Source organism: Bacillus sp. DTU_2020_1000418_1_SI_GHA_SEK_038 (assembly GCF_032341175.1).
Taxonomy (GTDB): domain Bacteria; phylum Bacillota; class Bacilli; order Bacillales; family Cytobacillaceae; genus Cytobacillus.
Window position 1 is genome coordinate 669,982 of record NZ_CP135435.1, and the last position, 23,269, is coordinate 693,250.

Annotated in this window: 20 protein-coding genes and 1 riboswitch; of the genes, 11 read left to right on the top strand and 9 right to left on the bottom strand. The window is 38.6% G+C overall.

The genetic code is table 11. The annotated features are described in order from the left end of the window. Positions 1–4 precede the first annotated feature (4 nt). Positions 5–1,315, bottom strand: a complete 1,311-nt coding sequence (locus RRV45_RS03450) for a DUF4179 domain-containing protein (RefSeq protein ID WP_315667348.1) — start codon at positions 1,313–1,315, stop codon at positions 5–7. Continuing rightward, positions 1,308–1,826: a sigma-70 family RNA polymerase sigma factor gene (locus tag RRV45_RS03455; protein ID WP_315667350.1), complete on the bottom strand. Its 519-nt coding sequence runs from the start codon at positions 1,824–1,826 to the stop codon at positions 1,308–1,310. Before RRV45_RS03455 ends, RRV45_RS03450 begins: the two co-directional genes overlap by 8 nt. A gap of 208 nt (positions 1,827–2,034) precedes the next feature. Between RRV45_RS03455 and RRV45_RS03460 the strand changes: the two genes are divergently transcribed. Next, a complete protein-coding gene (locus RRV45_RS03460; protein WP_315667351.1) occupies positions 2,035–3,015 on the top strand; it encodes a GGDEF domain-containing protein in 981 nt (326 codons plus the stop codon). A 74-nt stretch (positions 3,016–3,089) separates the two neighbouring features. Here the strand turns inward: RRV45_RS03460 and RRV45_RS03465 are convergent, their stop codons facing one another. Beyond that, positions 3,090–3,959, bottom strand: a complete 870-nt coding sequence (locus tag RRV45_RS03465; RefSeq protein ID WP_315667352.1) for an EAL domain-containing protein — start codon at positions 3,957–3,959, stop codon at positions 3,090–3,092. Positions 3,960–4,078: 119 nt separating this feature from the next. After that, the gene (locus tag RRV45_RS03470; RefSeq protein ID WP_315667353.1) at positions 4,079–5,341 is read right to left on the bottom strand and encodes a helix-turn-helix transcriptional regulator; all 1,263 of its coding nucleotides are present in this window, start codon (positions 5,339–5,341) and stop codon (positions 4,079–4,081) included. Positions 5,342–5,656: 315 nt separating this feature from the next. Between RRV45_RS03470 and RRV45_RS03475 the strand changes: the two genes are divergently transcribed. The 6 genes from RRV45_RS03475 to RRV45_RS03500 all read left to right on the top strand — a co-directional run bounded on the left by RRV45_RS03475 (position 5,657) and on the right by RRV45_RS03500 (position 12,458). Continuing rightward, a complete protein-coding gene (locus tag RRV45_RS03475) occupies positions 5,657–6,958 on the top strand; it encodes an MFS transporter (RefSeq protein WP_315667354.1) in 1,302 nt (433 codons plus the stop codon). A gap of 93 nt (positions 6,959–7,051) precedes the next feature. Beyond that, complete coding sequence (locus RRV45_RS03480) at positions 7,052–8,437, top strand: leucyl aminopeptidase family protein (RefSeq protein ID WP_315667355.1); 1,386 nt, start codon at positions 7,052–7,054, stop codon at positions 8,435–8,437. A 178-nt stretch (positions 8,438–8,615) separates the two neighbouring features. Then, a complete protein-coding gene (locus RRV45_RS03485) occupies positions 8,616–9,428 on the top strand; it encodes a GNAT family N-acetyltransferase (RefSeq protein WP_315667356.1) in 813 nt (270 codons plus the stop codon). A 111-nt stretch (positions 9,429–9,539) separates the two neighbouring features. Next, a riboswitch (Lysine riboswitch) is annotated at positions 9,540–9,721 on the top strand. Positions 9,722–9,900: 179 nt separating this feature from the next. After that, a complete protein-coding gene (locus tag RRV45_RS03490) occupies positions 9,901–10,758 on the top strand; it encodes a transporter substrate-binding domain-containing protein (protein ID WP_315667357.1) in 858 nt (285 codons plus the stop codon). An 84-nt stretch (positions 10,759–10,842) separates the two neighbouring features. Continuing rightward, the gene (locus RRV45_RS03495) at positions 10,843–11,565 is read left to right on the top strand and encodes an amino acid ABC transporter permease (protein WP_315667358.1); all 723 of its coding nucleotides are present in this window, start codon (positions 10,843–10,845) and stop codon (positions 11,563–11,565) included. Positions 11,566–11,723: 158 nt separating this feature from the next. Continuing rightward, complete coding sequence (locus RRV45_RS03500) at positions 11,724–12,458, top strand: amino acid ABC transporter ATP-binding protein (protein ID WP_315667359.1); 735 nt, start codon at positions 11,724–11,726, stop codon at positions 12,456–12,458. A gap of 208 nt (positions 12,459–12,666) precedes the next feature. Here RRV45_RS03500 and RRV45_RS03505 read toward each other — a convergent pair whose 3' ends face one another. After that, positions 12,667–12,990, bottom strand: coding sequence for a winged helix-turn-helix transcriptional regulator (locus RRV45_RS03505; RefSeq protein ID WP_315667360.1), 324 nt, complete (start codon positions 12,988–12,990; stop codon positions 12,667–12,669). A gap of 207 nt (positions 12,991–13,197) precedes the next feature. On the opposite strand from RRV45_RS03505, the gene RRV45_RS03510 reads away from it, so the two are divergent. From RRV45_RS03510 to ribD, 3 genes are all read left to right on the top strand, one after another. Beyond that, entirely contained in the window at positions 13,198–14,298 is a 1,101-nt protein-coding gene (locus RRV45_RS03510; protein WP_315667361.1) for an FAD-dependent monooxygenase, read from the top strand. Between the two features lie 35 nt (positions 14,299–14,333). Continuing rightward, the gene (locus RRV45_RS03515; RefSeq protein ID WP_315667362.1) at positions 14,334–15,101 is read left to right on the top strand and encodes a GTP cyclohydrolase II; all 768 of its coding nucleotides are present in this window, start codon (positions 14,334–14,336) and stop codon (positions 15,099–15,101) included. A 140-nt stretch (positions 15,102–15,241) separates the two neighbouring features. Next, the gene (gene ribD, locus RRV45_RS03520; protein WP_315667363.1) at positions 15,242–16,330 is read left to right on the top strand and encodes a bifunctional diaminohydroxyphosphoribosylaminopyrimidine deaminase/5-amino-6-(5-phosphoribosylamino)uracil reductase RibD; all 1,089 of its coding nucleotides are present in this window, start codon (positions 15,242–15,244) and stop codon (positions 16,328–16,330) included. Positions 16,331–16,642: 312 nt separating this feature from the next. Here the strand turns inward: ribD and RRV45_RS03525 are convergent, their stop codons facing one another. Continuing rightward, entirely contained in the window at positions 16,643–17,542 is a 900-nt protein-coding gene (locus RRV45_RS03525) for a TetR/AcrR family transcriptional regulator (protein WP_315667364.1), read from the bottom strand. A gap of 183 nt (positions 17,543–17,725) precedes the next feature. Between RRV45_RS03525 and RRV45_RS03530 the strand changes: the two genes are divergently transcribed. Then, positions 17,726–19,255 (top strand): DHA2 family efflux MFS transporter permease subunit, encoded by a 1,530-nt coding sequence (locus tag RRV45_RS03530; protein ID WP_315667365.1) that lies wholly within the window; start codon positions 17,726–17,728, stop codon positions 19,253–19,255. A 264-nt stretch (positions 19,256–19,519) separates the two neighbouring features. Here the strand turns inward: RRV45_RS03530 and RRV45_RS03535 are convergent, their stop codons facing one another. From RRV45_RS03535 to RRV45_RS03545, 3 genes are all read right to left on the bottom strand, one after another. Then, positions 19,520–21,385 (bottom strand): ATP-binding protein, encoded by a 1,866-nt coding sequence (locus RRV45_RS03535; RefSeq protein ID WP_315667367.1) that lies wholly within the window; start codon positions 21,383–21,385, stop codon positions 19,520–19,522. Beyond that, entirely contained in the window at positions 21,382–21,780 is a 399-nt protein-coding gene (locus RRV45_RS03540) for an ATP-binding protein (protein ID WP_315667368.1), read from the bottom strand. Before RRV45_RS03540 ends, RRV45_RS03535 begins: the two co-directional genes overlap by 4 nt. Positions 21,781–21,962: 182 nt before the next feature. Beyond that, positions 21,963–23,141 carry a pyridoxal phosphate-dependent aminotransferase gene (locus RRV45_RS03545; protein WP_315667369.1) on the bottom strand — a complete coding sequence of 393 codons (1,179 nt, stop codon included), beginning with the start codon at positions 23,139–23,141 and terminating at the stop codon, positions 21,963–21,965. Positions 23,142–23,269: the final 128 nt, after the last annotated feature.

Genomic DNA, 23,269 nt, shown 5'->3' on the forward strand with positions numbered 1-23,269 from the left:
TCTGTTATTTGATTTTTATATTCACTTTCTTATCAATAGTTGCCGGATAGTCTATAAGTTTTAATTTGATTGGTCCAGGTGGTACAATTTCAGAAGGATATGGAATTTGATATATAATAAAATCTTTATCAGGTGATCTAGATACTCCTTCATTTTCACCAATAATATTACCATTCTTATCGATAGCATGTGTGAATATTAAATCGACATTGGAGTCAGTTTTGGTTTCTAACTTTAATTGAATTATATCTCCCCATGCTTCGATCTCTGTAAATTTCCCGTCTTTAGGTGACTTAAGGATTTTTTTGTTAACTGGATCGATTTCGAGCCATAGTTCATCTTTATCAAGTGCCCGAAGAGAACTGAATTGCAAATTTAACTTTTTCGGGTTGGAGAAGTAGTTACTTTGCAAATGTATGATGTATTCGTCTTCATTAATAGGATAATTTCCTTTTACACTTAAACCCCAAACCTCTCCCGTTTCGTCAATTAACCGAAGATCATTAAAACCGAAAATTTGCTTACTATTTTGTGGATTAATTGAAACATGTACATCTGTCTGTGATGGATAAACTGCGACCTCTTTAATTGTAATCTCTTGACCTTCAATTACTACTGTCTCATTCAGATCAAACACTTTCTTTTCTACAAACTTGCTTTCATCTAAATGCAACGGAATTTCCCAAACATCTTTCTGGGCTACCCTATCAATACTAAATTGGGCTGAAAAAATAAGATCCTTCGGAAGCTGTTTTTGCTCATTAAGGACCATCCTTAATTCTAAAAGCGAATTTTTATCTATTGTCCACCATTCTCCATATGTTTGAATGGGAAGCTCTTCGCCTTTATGATTTAAGAGTTTAAAATTATCTGCCACGACATGAAGATCTTCATTTTCAGCATGATAGTTATAAAACAAAATTAATCCTTTTTCATCATGGATGACAGAATCTATCGTTAGGTGTATACCGGCGTGTTCGACAGTAGCATTCACTTTTTGTATGTAATCATTTTCTGCCGCTGCCAACAGCCCTTTGTCATAGCGGACAAATTCTATAACCTTGTCCATTCCTGGAATATTTTTCATATAAGTAGCCATTGTTTCGGAAACATTCACTGTTGTGAAAAAGGAAATAATGATCATGCTTGCCGTTAAAAGAATTTTCAACGGGCGTAATTTTCTCTTTTTTATTTTTAGTTCTTTTCCGCGTTTCATGCCTTCTAAGATTGCCGAATCAGCCCGATCATCAGAAAAAACAATCTCATTATAAAAATCTCTTGATTTCTCCAATTCTTTTTCTTCTTTTTCAAACATTCAGCCCACTCCTATCCTCCATTTGATTTCTCAGCGCTTTGAGTCCTTTGTATAACCATGTTTTTATCGTGGATTCAGGACGTTCCAATATTTCTGCGATATCTTTTATCCGGAGATCGTGGTAATACTTGAGAATAATCACTTCACGGCAGCGAGAGTCGATTTTCTGCAGAGCTTCTTGGATTTCTATCGATTGGCTGTGATCAATTGTTTCCGCAAGGCTATCTAACAGGTCTGTATCGGCTATTCTCTTTTTCCTTCGGCTTTGATCATGGCAGTAATTCAGCATAATCCGAATGAGCCATGTGGAGAAATATTCCGGTTCCTTTACTTTTTTAATAGAACGATAGGCACGAAAAGTTACCTCCTGCAAAGCTTCCAGTGCATCCGCTTCATTACGCAAATAGGAGTAGGAAACTTTTAGTAGACGAATTTTATGAATTTGCATAAGTTCATAGAATGCTTCGTCATCTCCCTTTTTTGCTTTCTGTAGAAGTTTACTTACTTCCAAGAAGATCCTCCCCTTTTTCTTTTCTATACGTTAGACATAGAAATCGCGTAAAAAGACTTAAAAATTTACATTTTGATAGTGATCCTTTGGTAATAGGTAAAATTTCATAAAATAATCTAAAAATTAACACGTATTTTACGAACAATTAACATTCCTGCAGTAAATTATAGTTAAAAGTGATTAATTATTGGGAATTGGGGGTGAGTATGTGCACATCGTAATTGGAGAAATATCACAAGACAATGTCATTGTAGCACCTTCAACCTTATGTGAGGTTGTTTATTCAATATTTACTGAAGACCCATCCTTGGAAGGGATTGTCGTGTGTAATGAAGAACGGCCAATTGGATTAGTAATGAGAACTCACTTTTTTCAAAAACTATCAACAAAATACGGATTTGACCTTTTTATGAAGCGGACGATTGAACTCGTTATGGAGCAAGAGTTCCTAATGGTTGAATATTCAGTCCCCATTACTGAGGTCAGTGCGCTAGCGATGGGCAGGAAGCAGGAGCATCTTTATGATTATGTCATTATCACGAAGCAGGACCGTATCCATGGAGTTGTAAGCATTAGAGAATTAATTATTAAATTATCAGAGATTCAAATTACTATTGCCCGTTTTTCAAATCCTCTCAGCGGACTTCCTGGAAATAATGTCATCGAAGAAACACTGAACGAAGTGTTGTCATATAAAAGATTTAGTGTGTTTTACATAGATATTGATTTGTTCAAATCCTTCAATGATACATTTGGATTTAGTAAGGGCGATGAATTAATTAATGAGACAGCCAAGATTATTAAGAAGGTAATTGACATCGAGGAGAATGCTCCCTCCTTTGTTGGACATATTGGAGGCGATGATTTTATTGCTGTTATCCCTCATTACAGCCATGAGCCATTATCACGACAAATTATCACACTCTTCGAGCATGCTACGAAACGTTATTACTCTGAGGATGAATGGAAAAATGGCAGAATTCAAGCAAGGACAAGGCAGGGGCAGATTGAAAATATTCCATTAGTAACGATATCCATAGCGATTGTACAAAATAAAAACTGTGAATTTACATCAGTAGAGGAAATAAGTAAAGTGGCTGCTAGAATAAAAAGCATATGCAAAGCTATTAAAGAGAGTGTATTTCTAACGTTAGAGGATGTCGGTGAAGAAGAAGCTTTGCATCAATAGAGGTAAAAAAGCCATGTAGTTTTGATAAACTACATGGCTTTTTAAGTTTTACATTAACACATTTGTCTATCAGTCTAGGCGAATTGTGTTCGTAAAATGGGATTGGCGTGTGGTAATTTTCCATTAATTAATTCAGGATTTGGTTTCCCGAGAGCAAATCCCTGCCCCATGTGGACGCCTAGTTTTCGTAAGTATTTTAGCTCCGAAAGTGATTCTATTCCTTCTGCAACGATTTGAGTATTTGATTGTATAGCAAAATCAAATAGGAGCTCTACTAAATGCTGCTTCTCAGGATGCTCATCAATTTTGCGGATAAGAGATTTATCCAATTTAATAAATTCGGGTTTTATGTAAATGAGGGTTTGTAAGCTGTTATAGCCGGTTCCAGCATCGTCAACGGCAATACGAAATCCCTGTTGCCGATAATGGTCTATGATTCGTTCGAACTGGCTATAATTGGTTACTGCCTCTTTTTCAGTAAGCTCTAAAACGATTTGCTCAGGGCAAAGATTATATATTTCCAATAATTCCAGCGTTATTCCACTTCGATAGGCGGGATCCGCTAATACTTGTGGCTGGATATTGAGAAATACGAGTGGGGTCGAAGTGTGTTGAAACCCCTTGACCTGATCCGAGAATCGTTCAAGAGAAAGATTCCGCAGAAACCGTTCTATCATAAAAACATCATTGCTTTTACCGACATATTCATAAAATTTTTCGGTTGTCGGAAACAATTCTGTCGGTTGAGGACGATTTAAAATCTCAAATCCTAATGTCATACCTTCCTTCAGGGAGAGAATTGGCTGAAAAACTGTATCCACCTTCCCTTTTTGCATGAGCTCCTGAAGCTCTATACTCTTTCTATATTCTTGATAAAGGCTTCCCTTTTTAGCATTTAAAAAGGCAAGAAAATTAATAATATTTGTCAATCGGTTATTTTTCATAGGCCACCTATTGTAGAAATTTGTCGTAAATCTATCTCCATTATAATAGGTTTATTTAGATCATAATGATAAGTGTTTGTAAATTTTATGTAAAAGCAGGGTACTTAGTGGTATATGTCCTATATTTCTTCTTCAACGTTTATTCTAGCCTTGATTTTATTGAAAGTTTCATTCGCAAATTCTTTAAGTGAATTGAATGGAAGCGGTTCAAAATTCCTCACCGCTTGTTTCGCTAATTGAAAGGCATTATCCAAGTTTTTTAGATTCAGATGACAAAGTGATTTGTATGAATCCATCACATAAAAGAGAGACAAATCAAATGGATGATGGATATAGGATGGAATCGCTATTTTTTCAAAGCTATGAAGTGCTTCTTCATAACGATTTAGCTTATATAGGGCTTTCCCTTCTTCAAGGAAGAAGTAATATTTAAAAGAATTCGAAAGGTTTGGATCTGTTATGCACTGCTTGATTTTCTCGATGGCTTCTTCGTATTGCTGCTGTTCCGATATGAGAGTGTCAATCATCATAAATTCATAAAACAGAATAGAAATCGTATCATCAGCAAACTCACCGTATTGTTTAAGTTTTTTGGAGTAGTACAATTTTCTTTCTTCATCTTTTGTAATCATGGCATACCCAGCGGCGAGTCTATACACGTCATCGATGTGATAGAAAATCCGATGCTTTTTTGAATAAGCGAATGCGTTCTCCAGAACTTGTGCAGCTTCTTTTGAGTGACCTGCGGAAAAATATAAAACCGCTTCATGATAATCTAGATCAAGACGGGTCTTTGGATCTATATAGGCATGGTGTGCTTCGATTTTCGCCCGCTCACTTAAGAAAATGGTTAATGATTGCTCATAGTCCAGTTCAATGAATTTCTCGAGTGCACGGAAGATGCCAATGTCTGCTCGCCTTGATGTGAGGTTCATCTGATCGTAAATAACTGCCGCTTGTTCAGAAAATTTCTGCCAGCCACTAATCTTTTCTTTGTACAGACAACGGCTGTAAATGTCTAATAACCTCGCTGACACATAGCCGTTAGTTAGGTTTGAGACATACGGCTCAATTAACGCAATAATTTTACTTACTTTTGCCGTATTTAATATTGTAGTTTCTGAGTCACTTAATTCATCTTCACTATATAGTTCTTCTGCCTGTTCTAGAACCGCACTTAATTCAGAAAAACTAACTTCCTCCAATAAATCAGTTACTTCAACACCTAGCTGTTCAGCGATATAATGCAAGCTTTCTATCGAGGGATTTGCCTTATTATTTTCAATTAGACTTAGCATCCCTTTCGTAAGAGCCTCACCGGCAAGCTCCTCGAGTGTCATTTTTCTCTGTTTTCTTAATTTCCGAATTCGTTCCCCTAACATTTTGAATAGGCACGCTCCTAAAATCAATTTTGCCTTAGCGAAATTGCCCCCAGATTTTTATCGAGTTAGCTCGATAACTAACTTCCTCTTTAAAATCTGAGGCATCCGCCGGAGACTTAGCTTTATTCAGCCGGGTATTGCCCCTCTGAATTAGATACTTCATTTGCATTCATCTCCCCTTATAGAAGTGGAAGACTTCTGCTTAATAAAGTTATTTCATTTGTTTAATTATATTAAACTTTCTCTTGAATGGGAAGGGAAGGATATGGTAAGATTTGTTTAATTAAATTAAACTTTTTAGAGTGGAGGATTCACATGGAAGAAGTTTATAAGATCAAAAAAGCAACATACCATCTTTGGACATTTACCGTTAGCAAACTGATTTCCACTTTCGGAGCACAGGTTTATTCATTTGCCATTAGCTTTTATATTTTACAAATGACGGGTTCTGCAACGAGTTTTGCAACTAACCTTATTTGCAGTATACTGCCGCGTACTCTTATATCTCCTTTTACAGGATATGCTGCGGATAGGTATTCAAGGAAGAAGATCGTAATCATTGCACAAATTGGTACAACGCTTGCCATTGGGGGATTGCTCATTATCATCTTATCATCAGGTTTATCACTCGGTGCCATTTATGCAACAACCTGCATCTTGTCCATTACATCAACCTTTTCCGGAGTAACCTTCACATCATCCATTACAGGCCTTGTAGACAAGGAAAGAATTCAGAGAGCCATGTCGCTCAATCAAATGTCCATTTCTTTCGCTTCTATTGGAAGTCCGGCAGTTGGCGGACTATTATACGGTACAGTCTCAATGCCAGTATTTTTAATTTTGTACATGGCCGCTTCCTCCATTGCTGTTATTCTTGAATCAACGATGAATTTCAATCTCTTCGCCAATCGTAAGAAGGATGACAATGCCGAGCAAAAGGAATCGATGTGGCAAAGTATGAGAGCAGGAATTCATTATTTGAAATTGCAGCCAATCGTTATGTCGATGATCTGGATCGGCCTGCTAGTAAATTTCTTATTCGGAGCGTTTGAGGTGGGCTATTCATTCATCCTAATTGAAAAATTGAAAATGTCATCCATTCATTTTGGCTTAACAGAGGGTGCTTTTGCATTTGGAATGCTGTTGCTGTCTATTTATTTAACAGTAAGAAAAGAAGTGAGGTTTCCATTTCTCTTATCCAAAAGAGGAATTATTGGGATGGGAATCACGATGGCGGGAGTAGGATTTCCGTTGCTAGTTTCTTTATCCTATAACATCGTATTTGCTTATTATATGTTCATTATGTTTGGTTTTGGCTTATTAGTCATAATCGTCAATACACCATTGCAGGTGATGATGCAAAAATTGATTGATGATGATTTTAAGGGGCGGGTTTTTTCCATTCTTGAAACAATGGCCATGGCACTTATGCCATTAGGAATGGTCATCTACGGATTTATGTATGATATTTTTCCGGCACAATGGATATTGTTTTTGTCTTCGGCTTTACTAATTGGAGTTGTACTTTTTCTTGCGAGACCTTCTGTTATTCGACAAGTGCATCCGGAGTTAAGAGGAGTTAAAGGAGTTAAGAATCATACGGAATCTTTTTCATAGAATCTTTGAAAAAGAGATTAATAGAACAAAGGAATTTTCCTTTCGAATAACGAAATAAAGTAAGGAGATTTAAGAAAAGGGGAGAAACTAACCATGTCATTACAAGCTAGCATTTTATTTTCCAATGATGCGCGCATTCAAGAAAATAATCACATTAAACAATATGTTGAAAATAGCAAGGCAGCTTTCACAGCCTTGTTTCTTGGGAAAGAGTTGACAGTTGTTATAAAAGAAATTGAGCGAGAGAAGCAGTCTCTTGAAAAAATCCGGATGGTAGCAGGAGCTATTGCACGTGAATTAGGCAGCCGCCAAGTATTAAAGGCAGTTATTCATGCAGATCCAATGAAAGAGGCATTGCCAAGCCTGCAGCCAGATGAGTTAGTCACTGCCTTTGTGGAAGGCTGGCATTTAGGCGCATATAAATTTGTTATTTACAAGTCTAAGGAAGACCTTACTCATACTGAATTAATAGTAGGAGGAGGAGCGGAATTTCAGCCATTTATTGAAACGGGAAAAATTCGTGCGGCTGCAACAAATTTTTCCCGTGATCTGATGAATGAGGTTCCTAATGTTTTGAACCCAGAAACATTTCCTTTGATCTTACAGGATGAGTTTTCCGAAACAAATGTTCAGGTGAATGTATTCGATAAAGAAAAACTCGAGGAAATGGAAATGAACGGCGTTTTAACCGTTGGACGCGGAAGTAAATACATGCCATCCTTTGTTGAGCTTGTTTATAAGGGAGATGAGTCAAAGCCGCTTGTAGCTCTTGTTGGAAAGGGAGTTACGTTTGATACAGGGGGAATAAGCCTGAAGAGTGGCAGAGATTTAAGCGATATGAGAATGGACATGGGAGGGGCGGCTGCTGTTGCAGGAGCCATGAAGTTATTGGCTGCATCAAATGCAAAGGTCAATGTGGTGGCATTGATTCCAATCGTTGAAAACTCACCAGATAATACGTCAGTGCTTCCAGGGGAAATTATCCGTTATAAAAACGGTCATACCGTCCAGGTTGGGAACACGGATGCAGAAGGACGCCTCATCCTAGCTGACGGCCTTATTCGTGCAGGTGAATGGGGAGCTGACCATGTTGTTAATATTGCCACTTTGACAGGGGCGATTGTGAATGCACTTGGAACTAAATTAGCCGGAGTCTTTGGCGATGAGCAGCTTTCTAACGAAATAAGGATGCTGGGCAAGGAAAATGGCGACTTTGTTTGGCCAATGCCATTAGTGGATGAATATGATAGTTACTTAAGAAGTAATTATGCAGATTTCAGCAATATTAGCTCTAAAGGAGAAGCGGGATCAATTACGGCAGGTTTATTTCTCCGCCGTTTTGTACCCCAATCATGCAAATGGCTTCATGTGGATATGGCGGGGGTAATGGAAAGTGAAGAAAACGGTTATTATCCGAAAACCGCAACAGGATTTGGTGCGAGATTACTTGCAGATTTTACAGTTCATGTTTCAAAGTAAATGTAATATGGCTATAAGAGACACTTACTTTTCTATATAATAACTAAATTGTCGTTGGATTCAGCAGAACTTGTCCTTGATGTACGGAGTAATCACCAGCGCAGAGAAATGAAGCCAACGACATTTACATACTGAGTTGAGATTGCTTAATCATGAATTTATTTTGGGAGGAACCCGTTTGTTAACTAGCGAACAATTAATAGACATTAAAGAACTTCAGCAAGCATGTGAGGCTTCAGAAACATTTGACCTTAAGCTCAATTGGGATATGCTGAAAACTCGGACAGGAAAAGATAGAGAGGATTTTTTCTATTACGAGGATGAAAAATTAGTAGGTTTTATCGGTCTATATGGCTTTGGAAATAAGGTTGAAATATGTGGAATGGTTCATCCAGATTTCCGCCGAAAAGGAATCTTTACTGGGCTTTTTCATGAAGCCCTTCACGAAGTAAAAGAAAAAGGCTATAGGAAGGTTCTTTTAAATGCCCCTTCTAATTCAAAATCAGCAAAAGATTTTCTAGAAAGGATCCCATGTAAGTATTCTTTTTCGGAATATCAAATGAAGTGGGAAGAAACAGAGATGGACAAATCCGAGGATGTGACTCTTAGACTATCAACTCCAGACGATTTTGAACTAGAAGTTCAATTGGAGGTTCAATGCTTTGGATTTGAAGAAGAGGAAGCGAGAGCCTACAATACTCAAAGATATGTTGATGACCAATATTATATAATTTTGTCTAGTGGAAAGGCGGTAGGGAAAATTCGAGTTTCTCACCTTGGTGGTGAAGCTTGGATTTATGGTTTTGCCGTACTTCCCGAGTTTCAAGGAAAAGGAATTGGGCGGAAGGCCTTAACAAATATTGTCCTAAAGGAACATAAGGCAGGTTTTCCTATTTTCCTAGAGGTGGAAGCGAAAAACGCTCATGCGTTACGATTATATGAATCATGCGGATTTAGAGCCTATCACTCCCAGGATTATTATGAGATTTAAGATTGTATGATAAAGGATAGGTGTTTCCTTCCATATGAATCTAGGTAACTTGACATATTTTATCGTATATTGTAGACTACATGTAACAATTTAATAAGGCCTCACTTTTACTAGTGAGGTAGAGGCGCGATATTTAATAGTCTTTAGTGGAGCTTGAGAAGCAATGATGCTAGAGAGAAGGAAATTTCGCCGAAGCTTGTAATATTCTCAGTATTACCGGCTGGGTCTGCAGTTAAGAGCTGCAGGACTGTCTCAATAAACTTCCCGGTTTATTGAGGGGTGCTATCTCATTTAGGGAAAAGAAGAGGACTTAAGGGCAACGAATGTAACGAGACCTGAGTTTATCCCAGGTCTCTTTTTATTTTGTGAATTACCAAAATAAATGGAATATTGCCATTATTAAGAGGTGGCAGTCATACCTAGTTAAATGGAAAAATATACTAAACTATTATAGCAAAAGGGGAGTATGATCATGAGGAAAAAATTATCATTATTTTTAGTAATGTCTTTATCTATGATTTTGCTTTTAGCAGGATGTGGTACAAGCGGTGATACTGAAAAAGCAAAAGACTCAGGCAGCGCAGGCGATGATTCTAAGGGAACTTTTAAGGTCGGTATGGAAGCAGGATATGCACCATTCAACTGGACACAAATAGATGATTCCAATGGCGGTGTGAAAATCGATGGCAATGCAGAGTATGCAGGCGGATACGATGTGGAAATTGCAAAAAAGATTGCTGAAGGCTTAGGAAAAGAACTAGTCATTGTGAAAACAGAATGGGACGGCCTTGTTCCAGCCTTACAATCAGGCAAATTAGATGCCATTATTGCAGGTATGTCACCGACAGAAGAACGTAAACAGACAATTGATTTCTCAGAAAACTATTATACATCACATTTTGTAATGGTTGTTAAAAAGGGTGGTCCTTTTGAAGGGGCAACTTCTATTCAAGACTTTAAGGGTGCCAAAATTACTGGTCAGTTAAATACATCTCACTACGCTGTAATCGACCAAATTGAAGGCGTACAGAAAAAGCCGGCTATGGATAATTTCCCTGCGATGCGTGTAGCTTTAGAATCAGGAATAATTGATGGATATGTTTCAGAACGTCCTGAAGGAATCAGTGCTTCTTCGGCTAATGCTAACTTTGCAATGGTAGAATTTGAAGATGGATTTGAAGCAGATGAGGCAGATACAGCGGTAGCAGTTGGACTAGTTAAAGGCAGTGACTTAACAGAGAAAATCAATGAAATTTTAGCAGGCATCTCTGAAGAAGAGCGCCAAAATATTATGGATACTGCGGTCAAAAATCAACCAGCAGCAGAATAATGTAGAAGTGAATACCGGCTGCATCCCATTGCAGCCGGTATTTAGATTTTGTCTAGCTTCCGCATTTCTATTAGGGGGGAAAGTATGAGCTTAGAGTGGATTTTAACAATGATTTCAAACAACTGGCCGATGTTCCTTCGTGGAGCAGGGATGACACTCTTTGTTTCCATAATTGGTACAGTCATTGGAGGAATTATAGGGTTATTGGCAGGAGTCATACGAACAATTCCTGTGCCTGAAAATAAATTCAAACGAATATTTTTAAAAGCAGTAAATGCCATTCTTTCTATTTATATAGAATTTTTCCGAGGAACACCGATGATTGTACAGGCCATGGTTATTTTTTATGGTTCTGCATTAGCATTTGGCATAGATATGAATGTAACAGTTGCAGCAATCGTGATCGTATCGATTAATACGGGGGCATATATGGCCGAAATTGTTCGAGGTGGTGTTATTTCAATCGATCGAGGACAGTTTGAAGCTGCTCAAGCGGTTGGGATGAATCATGTGCAAACGATGCTCAATGTCGTATTGCCGCAAGTCATTCGCAATATTTTACCGGCAACTGGTAATCAATTTATAATTAATATTAAAGATACATCCGTACTGAACGTCATTGGCGTAACAGAACTGTATTTCCAAACAAAAACAGTGGCTGGAATCAGCTTCAAATACTTTGAACCATTCTTTGTTGCGTGTGTTCTGTATTTCGTCATGACTTTTACGGTAACACTCATTCTGCGCTACTGGGAAAGAAAATTAGATGGACCGGAAAATTACAGCATGACTGAATCAAAAGCTTAGTAATCAGAAAAGCGCGATGTCCTACCAAAAGCTACGCTTTTGGTCGTGCGATGTATCACTGACGATGCATTCCTTGTCCTGTCGCATTGTCAACACTAGTACGTCCTGTACGTCGGGGCTAGGCGCTAAAGCTAGACAAAAACGAAGGAGGAGCACTTTTGGAAAAAGTAATTGAAGTACAGCATTTAAGCAAATCCTTTGGATCACATGAAGTATTAAAAGATATCGATTTTTCCGTAAATAAAGGGGAAGTTGTTTGTATTATTGGTTCATCCGGTTCCGGTAAATCGACTCTTCTTCGTTGTATAAATCTTTTAGAAAAGCCAAGCGGCGGTCAAATTATTTATCATGGTGAAAATATTTTAGACGATAAACATGATATTCATGCTTACCGCACAAAGCTTGGAATGGTTTTTCAGCAATTTAATCTTTTTAATAATCACACTGTTCTCAGCAATTGTGTTGTCGGCCAGGTGAAGGTATTAAAGCGCTCAAAAGAAGAAGCGGAAAAAATTGCTATGAAATATTTAAAGGTCGTTGGCATGGACCAATATGTAAATGCAAAGTCTAAGCAGTTATCTGGAGGGCAAAAACAGCGGGTAGCCATTGCACGAGCACTTTCTATGGAGCCGGATGTTATGTTATTTGATGAACCGACTTCAGCCCTTGATCCGGAGATGGTTGGAGAGGTTCTTAAAGTCATGAAGGAGCTCGCTGAAACAGGTCTTACCATGTTGATTGTTACGCATGAAATGGAGTTTGCCCGGGAAGTTTCAGATCGTATCGTATTTATGGATAAAGGGGTTATTGCCGAGGAGGGAACGCCAGAGCAAATCTTTAATCACCCAACGCAAGAACGTACGAGAGAATTCTTGAAACGTACATTAAAATAAACCTAGTGTACAGATATTGGAACAAGTAGGGTTCCAACGGTCCACGCTTAATACAAGAAAGGCGTTCATAAAGTATCCAATTAACTTTATGAACGCCTATTTTCGGTGTCATTTTATACTGGCTGAATGATATGAGAAAGAGAAGTCATGCTTTGAGAGAGTATTTCTACAAAACAGAAAGCCGGTTGTCAGCGTGGACAATCGGCTTTTATTCGTCAGATTCTGCATCTAACCACGTTTGTGACCATTTTTCTATTTCCTTCATAATTGGCTCCAAGGCTAGACCTTTTTCAGTTAAGGAATACTCGATTCGCACTGGTGTTTCCGGGTAGACTTCACGTTTGACGATTCCTTGGTTTTCAAGATCCTTCAGTCGTTCTGAAAGGACTCTTCCGCTTATGCCAATTGAGGATTCTAACGCACAGAAACGTTTTGTCCCTGTTAGAAGCTGGTAAATCACGAGGCCAGTCCAGCGTTGACTCAAGATACTCATGGCATTCTCGAATCGAGGACAAACAAGAGATTTATTCATCGTCCATCACCCCTGTATTTATATAATAACATATTGCGATAATCATTATAATTACCTTACATCATAAATTCACTTGACACAAGTGCCTTTGAAAAATATAATTACTTACATAAAGTAACTAACTTATAAAACTGAAATTTAGGATCATTATTTTAAAATATACGAATTACGAAATGGGATTTAATTTGGGATAAATGGAGGGTTAGCATGAATCTTGAAGCGGATGTATGCATCGTTGGTGCTGGCCCTGGCGGAGCGCTATTAGGGTATTTGCTGGCGAAGAATAATATTTCAACGATTGTTGTCGAGCGTCATGACGGGATTGATAAAGAATTCCGAGGAGAACATTTAAATAAGGATGGAGAAGCCATTTTAAAAAAATATGGCCTATATGAAAAGGTTGAAAATGAAGGACTTCTTCTAATGGAACGAATCGAATATTGGCATCATGGTCAAGTGATTAAGACGATTACTCCTGCTGATGGAGATAAACATGTGGGAATCCATGTCCCGCAGCGGAATTTATTAAGCGTGCTGATCGGAGAATCCGAACTATATCATAATTACAAGCTCATGATGGGCACGAAGGTTACTGAATTAATCAAAGATGAAAATGGCCGTATTACGGGAGTAAAAGCCATAAATGACGATCAGGAAGTGACCATTAACAGCTCCGTTGTTGTGGGTGCGGATGGGCGGTTTTCTACAGTAAGAAAATTGGCGGAAATGCCGTTTCGGACGATCAAACATGGCTATGACCTCCTTTGGGCCAAAATAACAAGCCCGGCAGGATGGGAGCCAACGATTAAACAGACATTGGTTGGAGAAAGGCAGCTAGCCTTATTTACCCAGGCAGGCGGATTTATACAAATCGGCTGGAATATCGAAGAGGGTTCGTATCCCTTTTTGAAAAAGCAGTCCTTTGAACCGTTTATTAAGCAAGTGATAGATGCATTTCCGGAATTGACAGAAACGGTTCAGCAGCATGTTCAATCATGGAATGATTTTATTTTATTAAAAGTTCAAAGCTGTCATTGTGAAACATGGGTGAAGGACGGCCTGGTAATTATGGGGGATTCCGCACATACAATGAGTCCTACGGGAGCATTTGGCATAAATTGTGCCTTGGTTGATGCAAGTGTTTTATCGGAAGTGATTATCGAAGCACTTGCCAGCCATGACATAAGTGCGGCACAATTAAAAAAATATGAAAATAACCGTCGAAATGAGATCGTACAGCTGCAAGAGCAGCAGTTAATAAAAGAAGCAGCCTATAAAGAACATTTTGCCGTTTCAGCCATGGCTTGATGACGGGATGAAAATAAGGCATTGGGGGGATTATTATGGGAGAAGTTCAACTGAATCCGAAAGGACTTTCCGTTTTAGAAGATAAGATTCAAATAATAAAATCAGGTGAAGGTGCGATTTACTTAGTGGGACCAATCCGATTGCCAGTGAATTTAAACGGTGAAACGGTTGTTTTCCAATGGTATAGCTGGCTGAAAAGCGATGAAATAATAGAAGATTATCAAGGAGTTATTTCTAAGTTGTCATCTGCGAACCTAGCAGAATATCAACAGTCAAGTGTTCTTGTTTATGGTGACTTTGAGTATGAGGATGAGGCTATGATAAGAATGCACTCCATCTGCCATACGGGAGATATTTTTGGAAGCAAGAGATGTGATTGCGGGTATCAGCTCAAGCAGTCGATGAAAATGATTGTTGAGCATGGAGCTGGTGCCTTATTTTATTTGGCTAACCATGAAGGCCGGGGAATTGGATTATTTAGTAAGGCGATGGCTTATATCCTTCAAGAAAGTGGACACGATACAGTGGAAGCCAATGAAGCTCTTGGCTTTGCGGATGACACAAGGAACTACGATGAGGCGATCCAAGTTCTAAAAGCATTAAGAACGAAACCAGTAACGCTTATAACTAACAATCCTAAAAAACTCGATGCACTTAGGGCTTCAGGTTTGCCTGTCTCAGGAAGAACACCATTATGGGGAGATGTCTCCGAATATAATGAACAGTATTTGCGTACAAAAATAAAGAAATCCGGGCATATGGAAGTGGAAGGTACAGTGCCTGCCACGCGCCGAGTTATGTAACTACCCGGATCAAGATTGCAAAGATGCTCCCGAACTTTGTAGTTCTGGTGTCTGCCTCCAGTTGAAATCATGTCGTAACAGGTAATTCAGGTGCATAATCGCCACCTGAGAATTGCCGCAGAAAGGAAGAGACTGTCCGAATGACGAATCATGAATTTTATATGCAATTAGCTTTGAAAAATGCGCAAGCGATGAAAGGCCAGACCGATCCCAATCCATTGGTTGGTGCGGTCATTGTGAACGACAACCGTGTTGTGGGGATAGGTGCTCATTTAAAAGCAGGGGAACCGCATGCGGAAATCCATGCCATTCGAATGGCTGGTGAGCAAGCAAGAGGCGGCACCATTTATGTAACGCTTGAGCCTTGCTCCCACTACGGCAGAACCGGCCCTTGTGCAGAGGCTATTGTTAAGGCTGGAATTAAAAATGTAGTAATTGCAACGCTAGACCCGAATCCGGTTGTATCAGGTAATGGGGTGAAAATCCTTGAAGATGCCGGTATTGAGGTTGTTACGGGAATATGTGAGGCAGAATCTCGGAAGATGAATGAAGTGTTTAATAAGTACATCGTTGAGAAGAAGCCGTTTATCACCTTGAAATCGGGTATCACCCTAGATGGGAAAATCGCAACCCATACTTCCAGCAGCAAATGGATTACTTCCGAAGATGCGAGACACGATGTCCACCAGCTTAGAAGTGAGAATATGGGCATTCTCGTTGGGGTCAATACAGTTATTCATGATGATCCCGAGCTGACTTCAAGAATTCCGAATGGACGCCATCCAATCAGGGTTATTTTGGATTCTACGTTGAAAATCCCATTGGAATCCAAGGTGATTACAGATAAGAAAGCTGAAACATGGATTTTTACCGGCGAAAACTACGACAAAGACAAGCGGAAAACATTAGAGAGCTTAGGAATTTCTGTATTCGAAACGACTGGTTCGAAGACTGTAGACCTGAATAACGTTGTAGAAATATTAGGAGAAAAGCTTGTTTCATCCGTATTAATTGAAGGTGGCGGAACAATTAATGCTTCCTTCTTAGAAACTAAATTAATTGATAAAGTCGTCCTCTACATCGCTCCTAAATTAGTAGGCGGAAAGCATGCACCTACCTTTTTGGAAGGGACGGGAATCGAAATGATGAGCGATGCAGTAGAATTATCAGATGTAACTGTGACTCCGATTGGAAAAGATTTTAAGTTTGTGGGGTATCCTTCGTGGTAAGTGGATTTCTGGATATAGGTCACAATGAGATAGCGTTAAAAGGTGCCAGTTTCTATCCAATGATGGGATAGAGGCTGGCACCTTTTATTTTTTTCACTATGAGTCGACAAAGTTTTTTTGATGAAGTTTTATTCCTACACCATGAGGGACATATTGCCTCTAGATGTCGCATAAAATGTCCGTCATCCCCTCGATAACGGTCATGTTGCCTCTTGTTGTCGCATGAAATGTCCGTCATTCCCCCTATGACGGACAAATAGCCTCTAGATGTTGCATGAAATGTCCGTCATACCCTTGATGACGGACATAAGCTTAGTCTAGTTCCTCTATTTGTGTAAAATAATCCGCAATCAATTGTTCAAGCTTTTGGAGGCCCTTATTGTCTATAAATGACTTTTCCATTTTAAGTGTTTGAAGAGCCATTTCAATTAGGAACTTTCGGGGCTTTTTGGAATCTATTATTTCTTCCTGGATAAAATCCATTAATTCAGTGTATTTGGACTGTTCTGCATGATGGGTTATAGTCTTTTTTATTTCTAAAATCGAATGGTACAACTTGTTTTTGAAAACATGATCGTGTCCCTTGCAGTTCGGCAGCCAGTTTGCCAATAGCTCTGGCTTAAGCAGCTGATCCCCCGCTTCAGCCACCTCATTCACAATCTTCACCATTCTATTAACACAATAACGGACAATTTTGTTAAGGCTCACATTTGATTCATAGGCCAAATTATTGTATTTAAGATTATGCTGCAGAATACCCATAAACATAACGGCACAATCCAATAAATAAGGCTCCTTGTCTTCCCCAAAGATATCTATAAAACGATAATAGGTCCAACGGAGTATTCTAAGGTGTCCTCTTTTAAGAAATTGTTTGAGTTCCTCATCCTTCGAAAAAATGACTTCTTCAAAAAGGGAAATGAGTTTGTTTGCCCGATTGGTCTCCAATTGCAATTCTATTTGTTTAATGAATATCTCAATATTCGAAGGATCCTGACCAATTAGTAAATCATTTCGCTCAATTTCAAGCTGCTTGTATATTGTCTTAAAGAGGGCGATTAATAATTCGCTTTTCGATGAAAAGTAATTATAAAATGTCCCTTTAGAAATTCCGCTATAAGTTAGAATATCTTGAATAGATGTAGCCTGAAACCCTTTTTCCATAAATAATTGATGGGCCATTTTTATGACATGCTTCTTTCTTTCGTTCATAATATCACCTTTTATATGATTTGGACTGCCTGTATAAAATTTATAGTACATTAATATTAATGTTTATACAAACCCATTTAAATATGGAATTTTTTTGTTGCAATAATTGAACACATAGTATATGATATTGTTCTGTGTAACACGAGTACAAATTAATGTACTTGAGGTATAGGAGGAGAAATAATGGGTGAAGCCACTAAAAAGTCAAATGGTGCACCATATGGAATTCTTACGATTCTCATGATTGGGGCTTTTATTACCTTTTTGAATAATACATTATTAAATATCGCGCTTCCTTCTATTATGGAGGATCTTGATGTTGGCCCATCGACCGTACAGTGGCTGACAACAGGCTTTATGCTTGTGAATGGGGTCTTAATTCCAACGACCGCCTTTTTAATTCAGAAATATTCTGTTCGTCATTTATTTATGGCAGCTATTGGTTTGTTTACAATCGGAACTGTTCTAGCTGGCTTTGCACATGCCTTTCCATTGTTATTAGCAGGAAGAATGTTTCAAGCTGCTGGTTCGGCCATTATGATGCCGTTATTAATGAATGTGATGTTAGTCTCATTCCCAATTGAAAAAAGAGGAACGGCTATGGGGTTCTTTGGATTAATTATGATGGCTGCACCAGCTATTGGCCCGACATTATCAGGCTGGATTATTGAACATTATGACTGGAGAATGCTGTTTCATTTTATTACACCAATTTCTATCATTGTATTACTGCTGGGTGTCTTCATGCTTAAGGATAAAAAGGATAAAGTGAATATCCGCCTTGATTTCCTATCCGTTATATTATCCAGCGTAGGCTTTGGCGGGATGCTTTATGGATTTAGCTCTGCTGGTACTAAGGGATGGGATAGTCCCCTCGTATATATCACGTTAATTCTTGGCGTTATTTCATTAATATGGTTTATTTTGCGCCAATCAAGGATGGAACGTCCGATGCTTAATTTCGGCGTGTTTAAGTTTCCGATGTTTGCATTATCTGCTTCTATATCGATGGTTTTAAATATGGCTTTATTTTCGGGAATGTTATTACTGCCGATTTATGTGCAAAATATTCGTGACATTTCGCCGATGGATGCCGGAATACTCATGCTGCCCGGAGCCATTGTTATGGCGATTATGTCTCCAATAACAGGGAAATTATTTGATAAGATTGGCGGGCGGCTGCTGGCGATTATCGGCCTAGCCATTACTACGCTAACAACTTATTATTTAAGTAAATTAACACTGGATACAACTTATGGCCATTTAATGATGCTATACACTGTCCGGATGCTAGGAATGTCGATGGTTATGATGCCTGTTTCGACAAATGGCTTAAATCAGCTTCCTGCACGCTTTTATCCGCATGGTACAGCCATGAATAATACACTAAATCAAATTTCCGGAGCGATTGGAACAGCAATACTTGTTACACTCATGTCCAATCGTACGGAAACGCATGCAGCTAACTTAGCTGCTGAAGCCATGAAAAGTGCTGCAGGGCAAGCGCCTACAGAAGCAGCAATGGCTGCCATGAAACAGCAAATTGAGATGAAGGCTATGCTTGAGGGGATTAATGATGCATTCTTTGTCGCTACCTTTATTGCTGCGGTATCGCTCATACTTGCCTTCTTTATCAAGCGAGCGAAACAAGCTGAGGATCCGATGGCTAGAAAATCAGAAGGCACAAAAATCGCTGAATTAGCTGAGAATTAATAAATAAATGCACGAACCCTTATAAATTAGGGTTCGTGCATTTTCTATTAGATAATAGGAATAACATTTCTCTAATTTGAGAATAGTCTAGCTCCACAGGGAACGCTTCGGCAGCATAATCATCGCACGAGTAAAAGCGTTAGCTTTTAGGAGGAGTGCCTAGCCCCTCGAGGTCATAAGCCAATCCGTCAAGAAGGTTAAAGAACAACCTTCCTGCCGGCTTGTCTTATGCTTGTCGGGGCTGGACAAGGCACTTCCGCTTTTTTAATTAAATTGCTTCATTTCCTGTAAAGCCTGCTGAAGATCAGACAAAGTTTTTACTCCATTGTCAATTTCGATTCCGAGTTCAATCATTGTGTCTGCAGTATCAGGATTGATTCCTGTTATGATCGTAGAGCAGCCTAGTAGTTTAATGCCTTTCACAATTTTAAATAGATGGTTAACAACCGATGTATCGATATAAGGAACACCTGAAAGATCAATAATTAGTTGCTCAGCTTTTAATTCCTTTACCTTTATAAGTGTTTTTTCACGAATTTTCTTTGCCCGATATGTATCAACATTTCCCACTACAGGAAGAATACAGACCCTTTCAGCAATCGGGATAATCGGGACAGACAATTCATCAACAGTTTCTCGGTGAATCTTTAATAATTCATCTTTATAGCTAACATAATAAGATGTATGGGAATCAATGTATAAGTCAATAATGTCATTGACATATCGCTCTAAGGCAAAGAATTCTTCCATGCTTAGGGAATGATTAGATTCAAGGTAAAATCCTTTTATGGCGTTCCAAATAATTCCTCGAGCGGACTGAAAAAGCTCCAAGGATAAATGGATTGGGAAGTCAGCTCTAGCACTTTTCCCCCCTCTTTCCTTTGCCTTTTCCATAATATCTTCTGTTTTCAACTCAAGGATATTTTCTGTTACGACCTTGATGATGGGGTTTCCTTCTGCTTCATACTCTTCAAGAATATGATTTTCCTTCATATACGAAGTAAGGTAGCTTTTGTTTTTCTGTAAATATTGAATCCATTCTTTTGTATAGAAGTGTAGATTGTCATTTAGAAATTGTGCTAATTCTACCTTTGAATTTACCGAATTGATCATGGAATGGCCCCCTGTATATGTATTGGATGGGTGACTTGCTTTAGCAAATGTAAGAATGAAGGTGGTTCCTTTTCCTGTTTCGCTAGTGACACGAATGCTGCCATTATTGCTTTGGATGGCATTAAATACTTGGGCAAGCCCCATTCCTTTGCCATCTTGTTTTAATGTGAAGAAAGGAGTGCCAAGCAGGCGAAGCTTGTCCTTTGGTATGCCGATACCTGTATCAGAGATGCTAAGGTGGATTCCTAAAGCATCTTCGTATTGCTCAATCATTAAGGTGCCGCCTTCATTCATCGCTTCAATGGCATTCTTAATTAAGTTAAAAAGCGCTTTCTTAATTTGATCCTTCCTGCCGGTAATTACCGCATTCTCTTGGTTGAAATTCTTTATTAGCTGGATATGATAAAGCTGGTTTTGGAATAAAAGCAATATCGCTTCAATCTCTGAACATAAATTAAAGGTTGTATGCTGTTCCTGGAAAAATTCTGGCTTTGATACACTCATTAAATCATTTAAGGTTTGAATGGCTCGGTCTAATTCACTTTGCGCTATTTGAGAATACTCTTGATTGTAGCTTTTCTCCATTAGCTGAAGAAAGCCTTTCACAGCAGTTAAAGGATTTCGCACTTCATGGGCAATTCCCGCTGCCATTTCTCCGATTGAGGATAACAGGTGATTATTCCAATTATTATGATCATGCATGCTTTGAAGTTGACTCACATTAAAAATAAATATATGAATCTTTTCTAATTTTTCATCTTTAAATGTTCGATGAAACAGAAAAAAATGCGGCTGTGTATCTAGGGCAAGAATAAATTCATTTAATTTGCCCATAAAACATTCATGCAGTTTTGTCTTAAGGTCACTGTTTTTTATTCGGTGAAATAGGTAATTGGAGTTACTGTCCTCTGAAATTAATAGTCTTTTTCCTGCAGAATTCATCTTTTGGATTGTTCCATCAGGAGTCAGCTCTATCATTCCATATAAGGCTTCATTAGAGGCAGGCGATTTAATCAATTTATGGTACCCCCATTATTGAGCCACTTTACAGCTCGGACTTTTGTTCCATGGTTTATTTTGCTGGTAATTTCAAATTCATCCATAAGACGCCTTACTCCAGTTACTCCAAGGCCTAAGCCCGTCTTCGAGGAATAAGACTGGGCCAATATTTGCTCCAAGTTCTTAATCCCAGGGCCTTGATCGCTGGCAATGATTTCTATACAGTGAGGAAGTGGCCTTATTTGAAGCTCGCCTTTACCAGCATAGAAGACGATGTTACGAGTTAATTCCATTATAGAAACAACAACTTTGGTTTGTTGGCTACAACTTAAGCCTGACTCCCGTGCAACCTTTTTTCCTATTGAACTTGCCACATACACATCGTCTTCTCGCTCAATAACAATTTTGTACAAATCCATCTCCGTTCCTTTATGTAAAAATATTAGAATTTTGAGAGTATTTTAGCATATTTTAGCTAAATTTTATCATAATTATTAAAAAAGTATAGTAGAATTTTTCTATTATATTAAAATAATAAGTATAGTATATAAAAAAGAACTCGCTATGCTTCACACGAGTTCTTTCCAAATGCTTTTTATAATTCCTGATTACCGAAAAGGTCCAGCTTTCCAATTCGTCCAATAGCCTCTACAAGCACTTCTTCGTCTACTAATAACCCAACCCGGACATAGCCCTCACCATATTCGCCAAAACCTTTACCGGCGGCCACGGCCACATCAGCTTTTTCTAGCAAATAATCCGCGAAGGATTCACTTGTAAATCTAGCTGGGACAGGGAGCCACGCAAAGAAGGATCCGCTTGGTGCTTCTGCTTTCCAGCCGATTTTTTTGCATTCTTCTATTAGTACGTTACGGCGGCTTTCATAACGTGTAAGCAGTTCATCCACACAGCTTTGATCCTCTGTTAAGGCTGCAGCAGCTGCTTTTTGTACCGCTGGAAACAAACTGCAGTATAAATGATCTTGAATTAGATTAAGTGCTTCAATAATTTTTGGATTGCCAACTGCGAATCCAACACGCCAGCCTGCCATATTATAGGTTTTGGATAATGTATACATTTCTACACCAATTTCTTTAGCCCCCTCGACTTCAAGGAAGCTAGTCGGTTTCTTTCCATCGAATCCAATCGCGCCATAGGCAAAATCGTGCAGAACAGTTATATTATGTTCCTTAGCAAATGCAACTGTTTCTTCGAAAAAGACACGGTCAGCAGTAGCTCCTGTTGGATTGTTAGGGTAGTTCAAATACATTAGCTTAGCCGCTTCCCTTTGCTGAATAGGGATTGCGTTGAAATCGGGCAGAAATTTATTTTCTGCTTTTAAAGGAAAAGTCTCATATTGGACATTAGCCAGGACGACACCGGATAAGTAATCAGGATACCCTGGATCAGGAAGCAGCATGAGCTCACCTTCATTTAATAAACACATAGGCAGCTCCACTAATCCTGTCTTTGTTCCAAAAAGGATCGCCACTTCAGTTGAAGGGTCAATTTCAACACCGTATTGTTTTTGATAAAATTCCGCAGCTGCATTTTTTAATTCTTGAATCCCGCGAAACGGTGAGTATTTATGCGTTTTTGGATCCTCAGCAGCGGATTGAAGCGCTTTTACGATATGAGGCGGTGTTGGCTGATCTGGGTTTCCTTGTCCTAAATTAATAATGTCCCGGCCTTCTGCAATAGCTTTGTTTACCTTTTCAACCAAGGTAGCAAAAAATTGGACAGGCAGTTTTTTTAAGCGATTTGAATATTCCATGTGCTTCACCTTTTCTATAATAAAATGAAATAATTGAAAAATAAATATAATACTATTGTAGATGCTTGCATTTTAATTTCAAATTTTATATTTTTTCAGTTAAAATGTCTAGAGCCTGATAAGAAAAT

Excerpts from the sequence above, each read along its gene's own strand:
- RRV45_RS03480 (WP_315667355.1), top strand. The coding sequence starts at position 7,052 with ATGTCATTACAAGCTAGCATTTTATTTTCCAATGATGCGCGCATTCAA.
- RRV45_RS03545 (WP_315667369.1), bottom strand. The coding sequence starts at position 23,141 with ATGGAATATTCAAATCGCTTAAAAAAACTGCCTGTCCAATTTTTTGCT.
- RRV45_RS03495 (WP_315667358.1), top strand. The coding sequence starts at position 10,843 with ATGAGCTTAGAGTGGATTTTAACAATGATTTCAAACAACTGGCCGATG.
- RRV45_RS03505 (WP_315667360.1), bottom strand. The coding sequence starts at position 12,990 with ATGAATAAATCTCTTGTTTGTCCTCGATTCGAGAATGCCATGAGTATC.
- RRV45_RS03510 (WP_315667361.1), top strand. The coding sequence starts at position 13,198 with ATGAATCTTGAAGCGGATGTATGCATCGTTGGTGCTGGCCCTGGCGGA.
- RRV45_RS03450 (WP_315667348.1), bottom strand. The coding sequence starts at position 1,315 with ATGTTTGAAAAAGAAGAAAAAGAATTGGAGAAATCAAGAGATTTTTAT.
- ribD (WP_315667363.1), top strand. The coding sequence starts at position 15,242 with ATGACGAATCATGAATTTTATATGCAATTAGCTTTGAAAAATGCGCAA.
- RRV45_RS03515 (WP_315667362.1), top strand. The coding sequence starts at position 14,334 with ATGGGAGAAGTTCAACTGAATCCGAAAGGACTTTCCGTTTTAGAAGAT.
- RRV45_RS03475 (WP_315667354.1), top strand. The coding sequence starts at position 5,657 with ATGGAAGAAGTTTATAAGATCAAAAAAGCAACATACCATCTTTGGACA.
- RRV45_RS03525 (WP_315667364.1), bottom strand. The coding sequence starts at position 17,542 with ATGAACGAAAGAAAGAAGCATGTCATAAAAATGGCCCATCAATTATTT.
- RRV45_RS03465 (WP_315667352.1), bottom strand. The coding sequence starts at position 3,959 with ATGAAAAATAACCGATTGACAAATATTATTAATTTTCTTGCCTTTTTA.
- RRV45_RS03470 (WP_315667353.1), bottom strand. The coding sequence starts at position 5,341 with ATGTTAGGGGAACGAATTCGGAAATTAAGAAAACAGAGAAAAATGACA.
- RRV45_RS03530 (WP_315667365.1), top strand. The coding sequence starts at position 17,726 with ATGGGTGAAGCCACTAAAAAGTCAAATGGTGCACCATATGGAATTCTT.
- RRV45_RS03490 (WP_315667357.1), top strand. The coding sequence starts at position 9,901 with ATGAGGAAAAAATTATCATTATTTTTAGTAATGTCTTTATCTATGATT.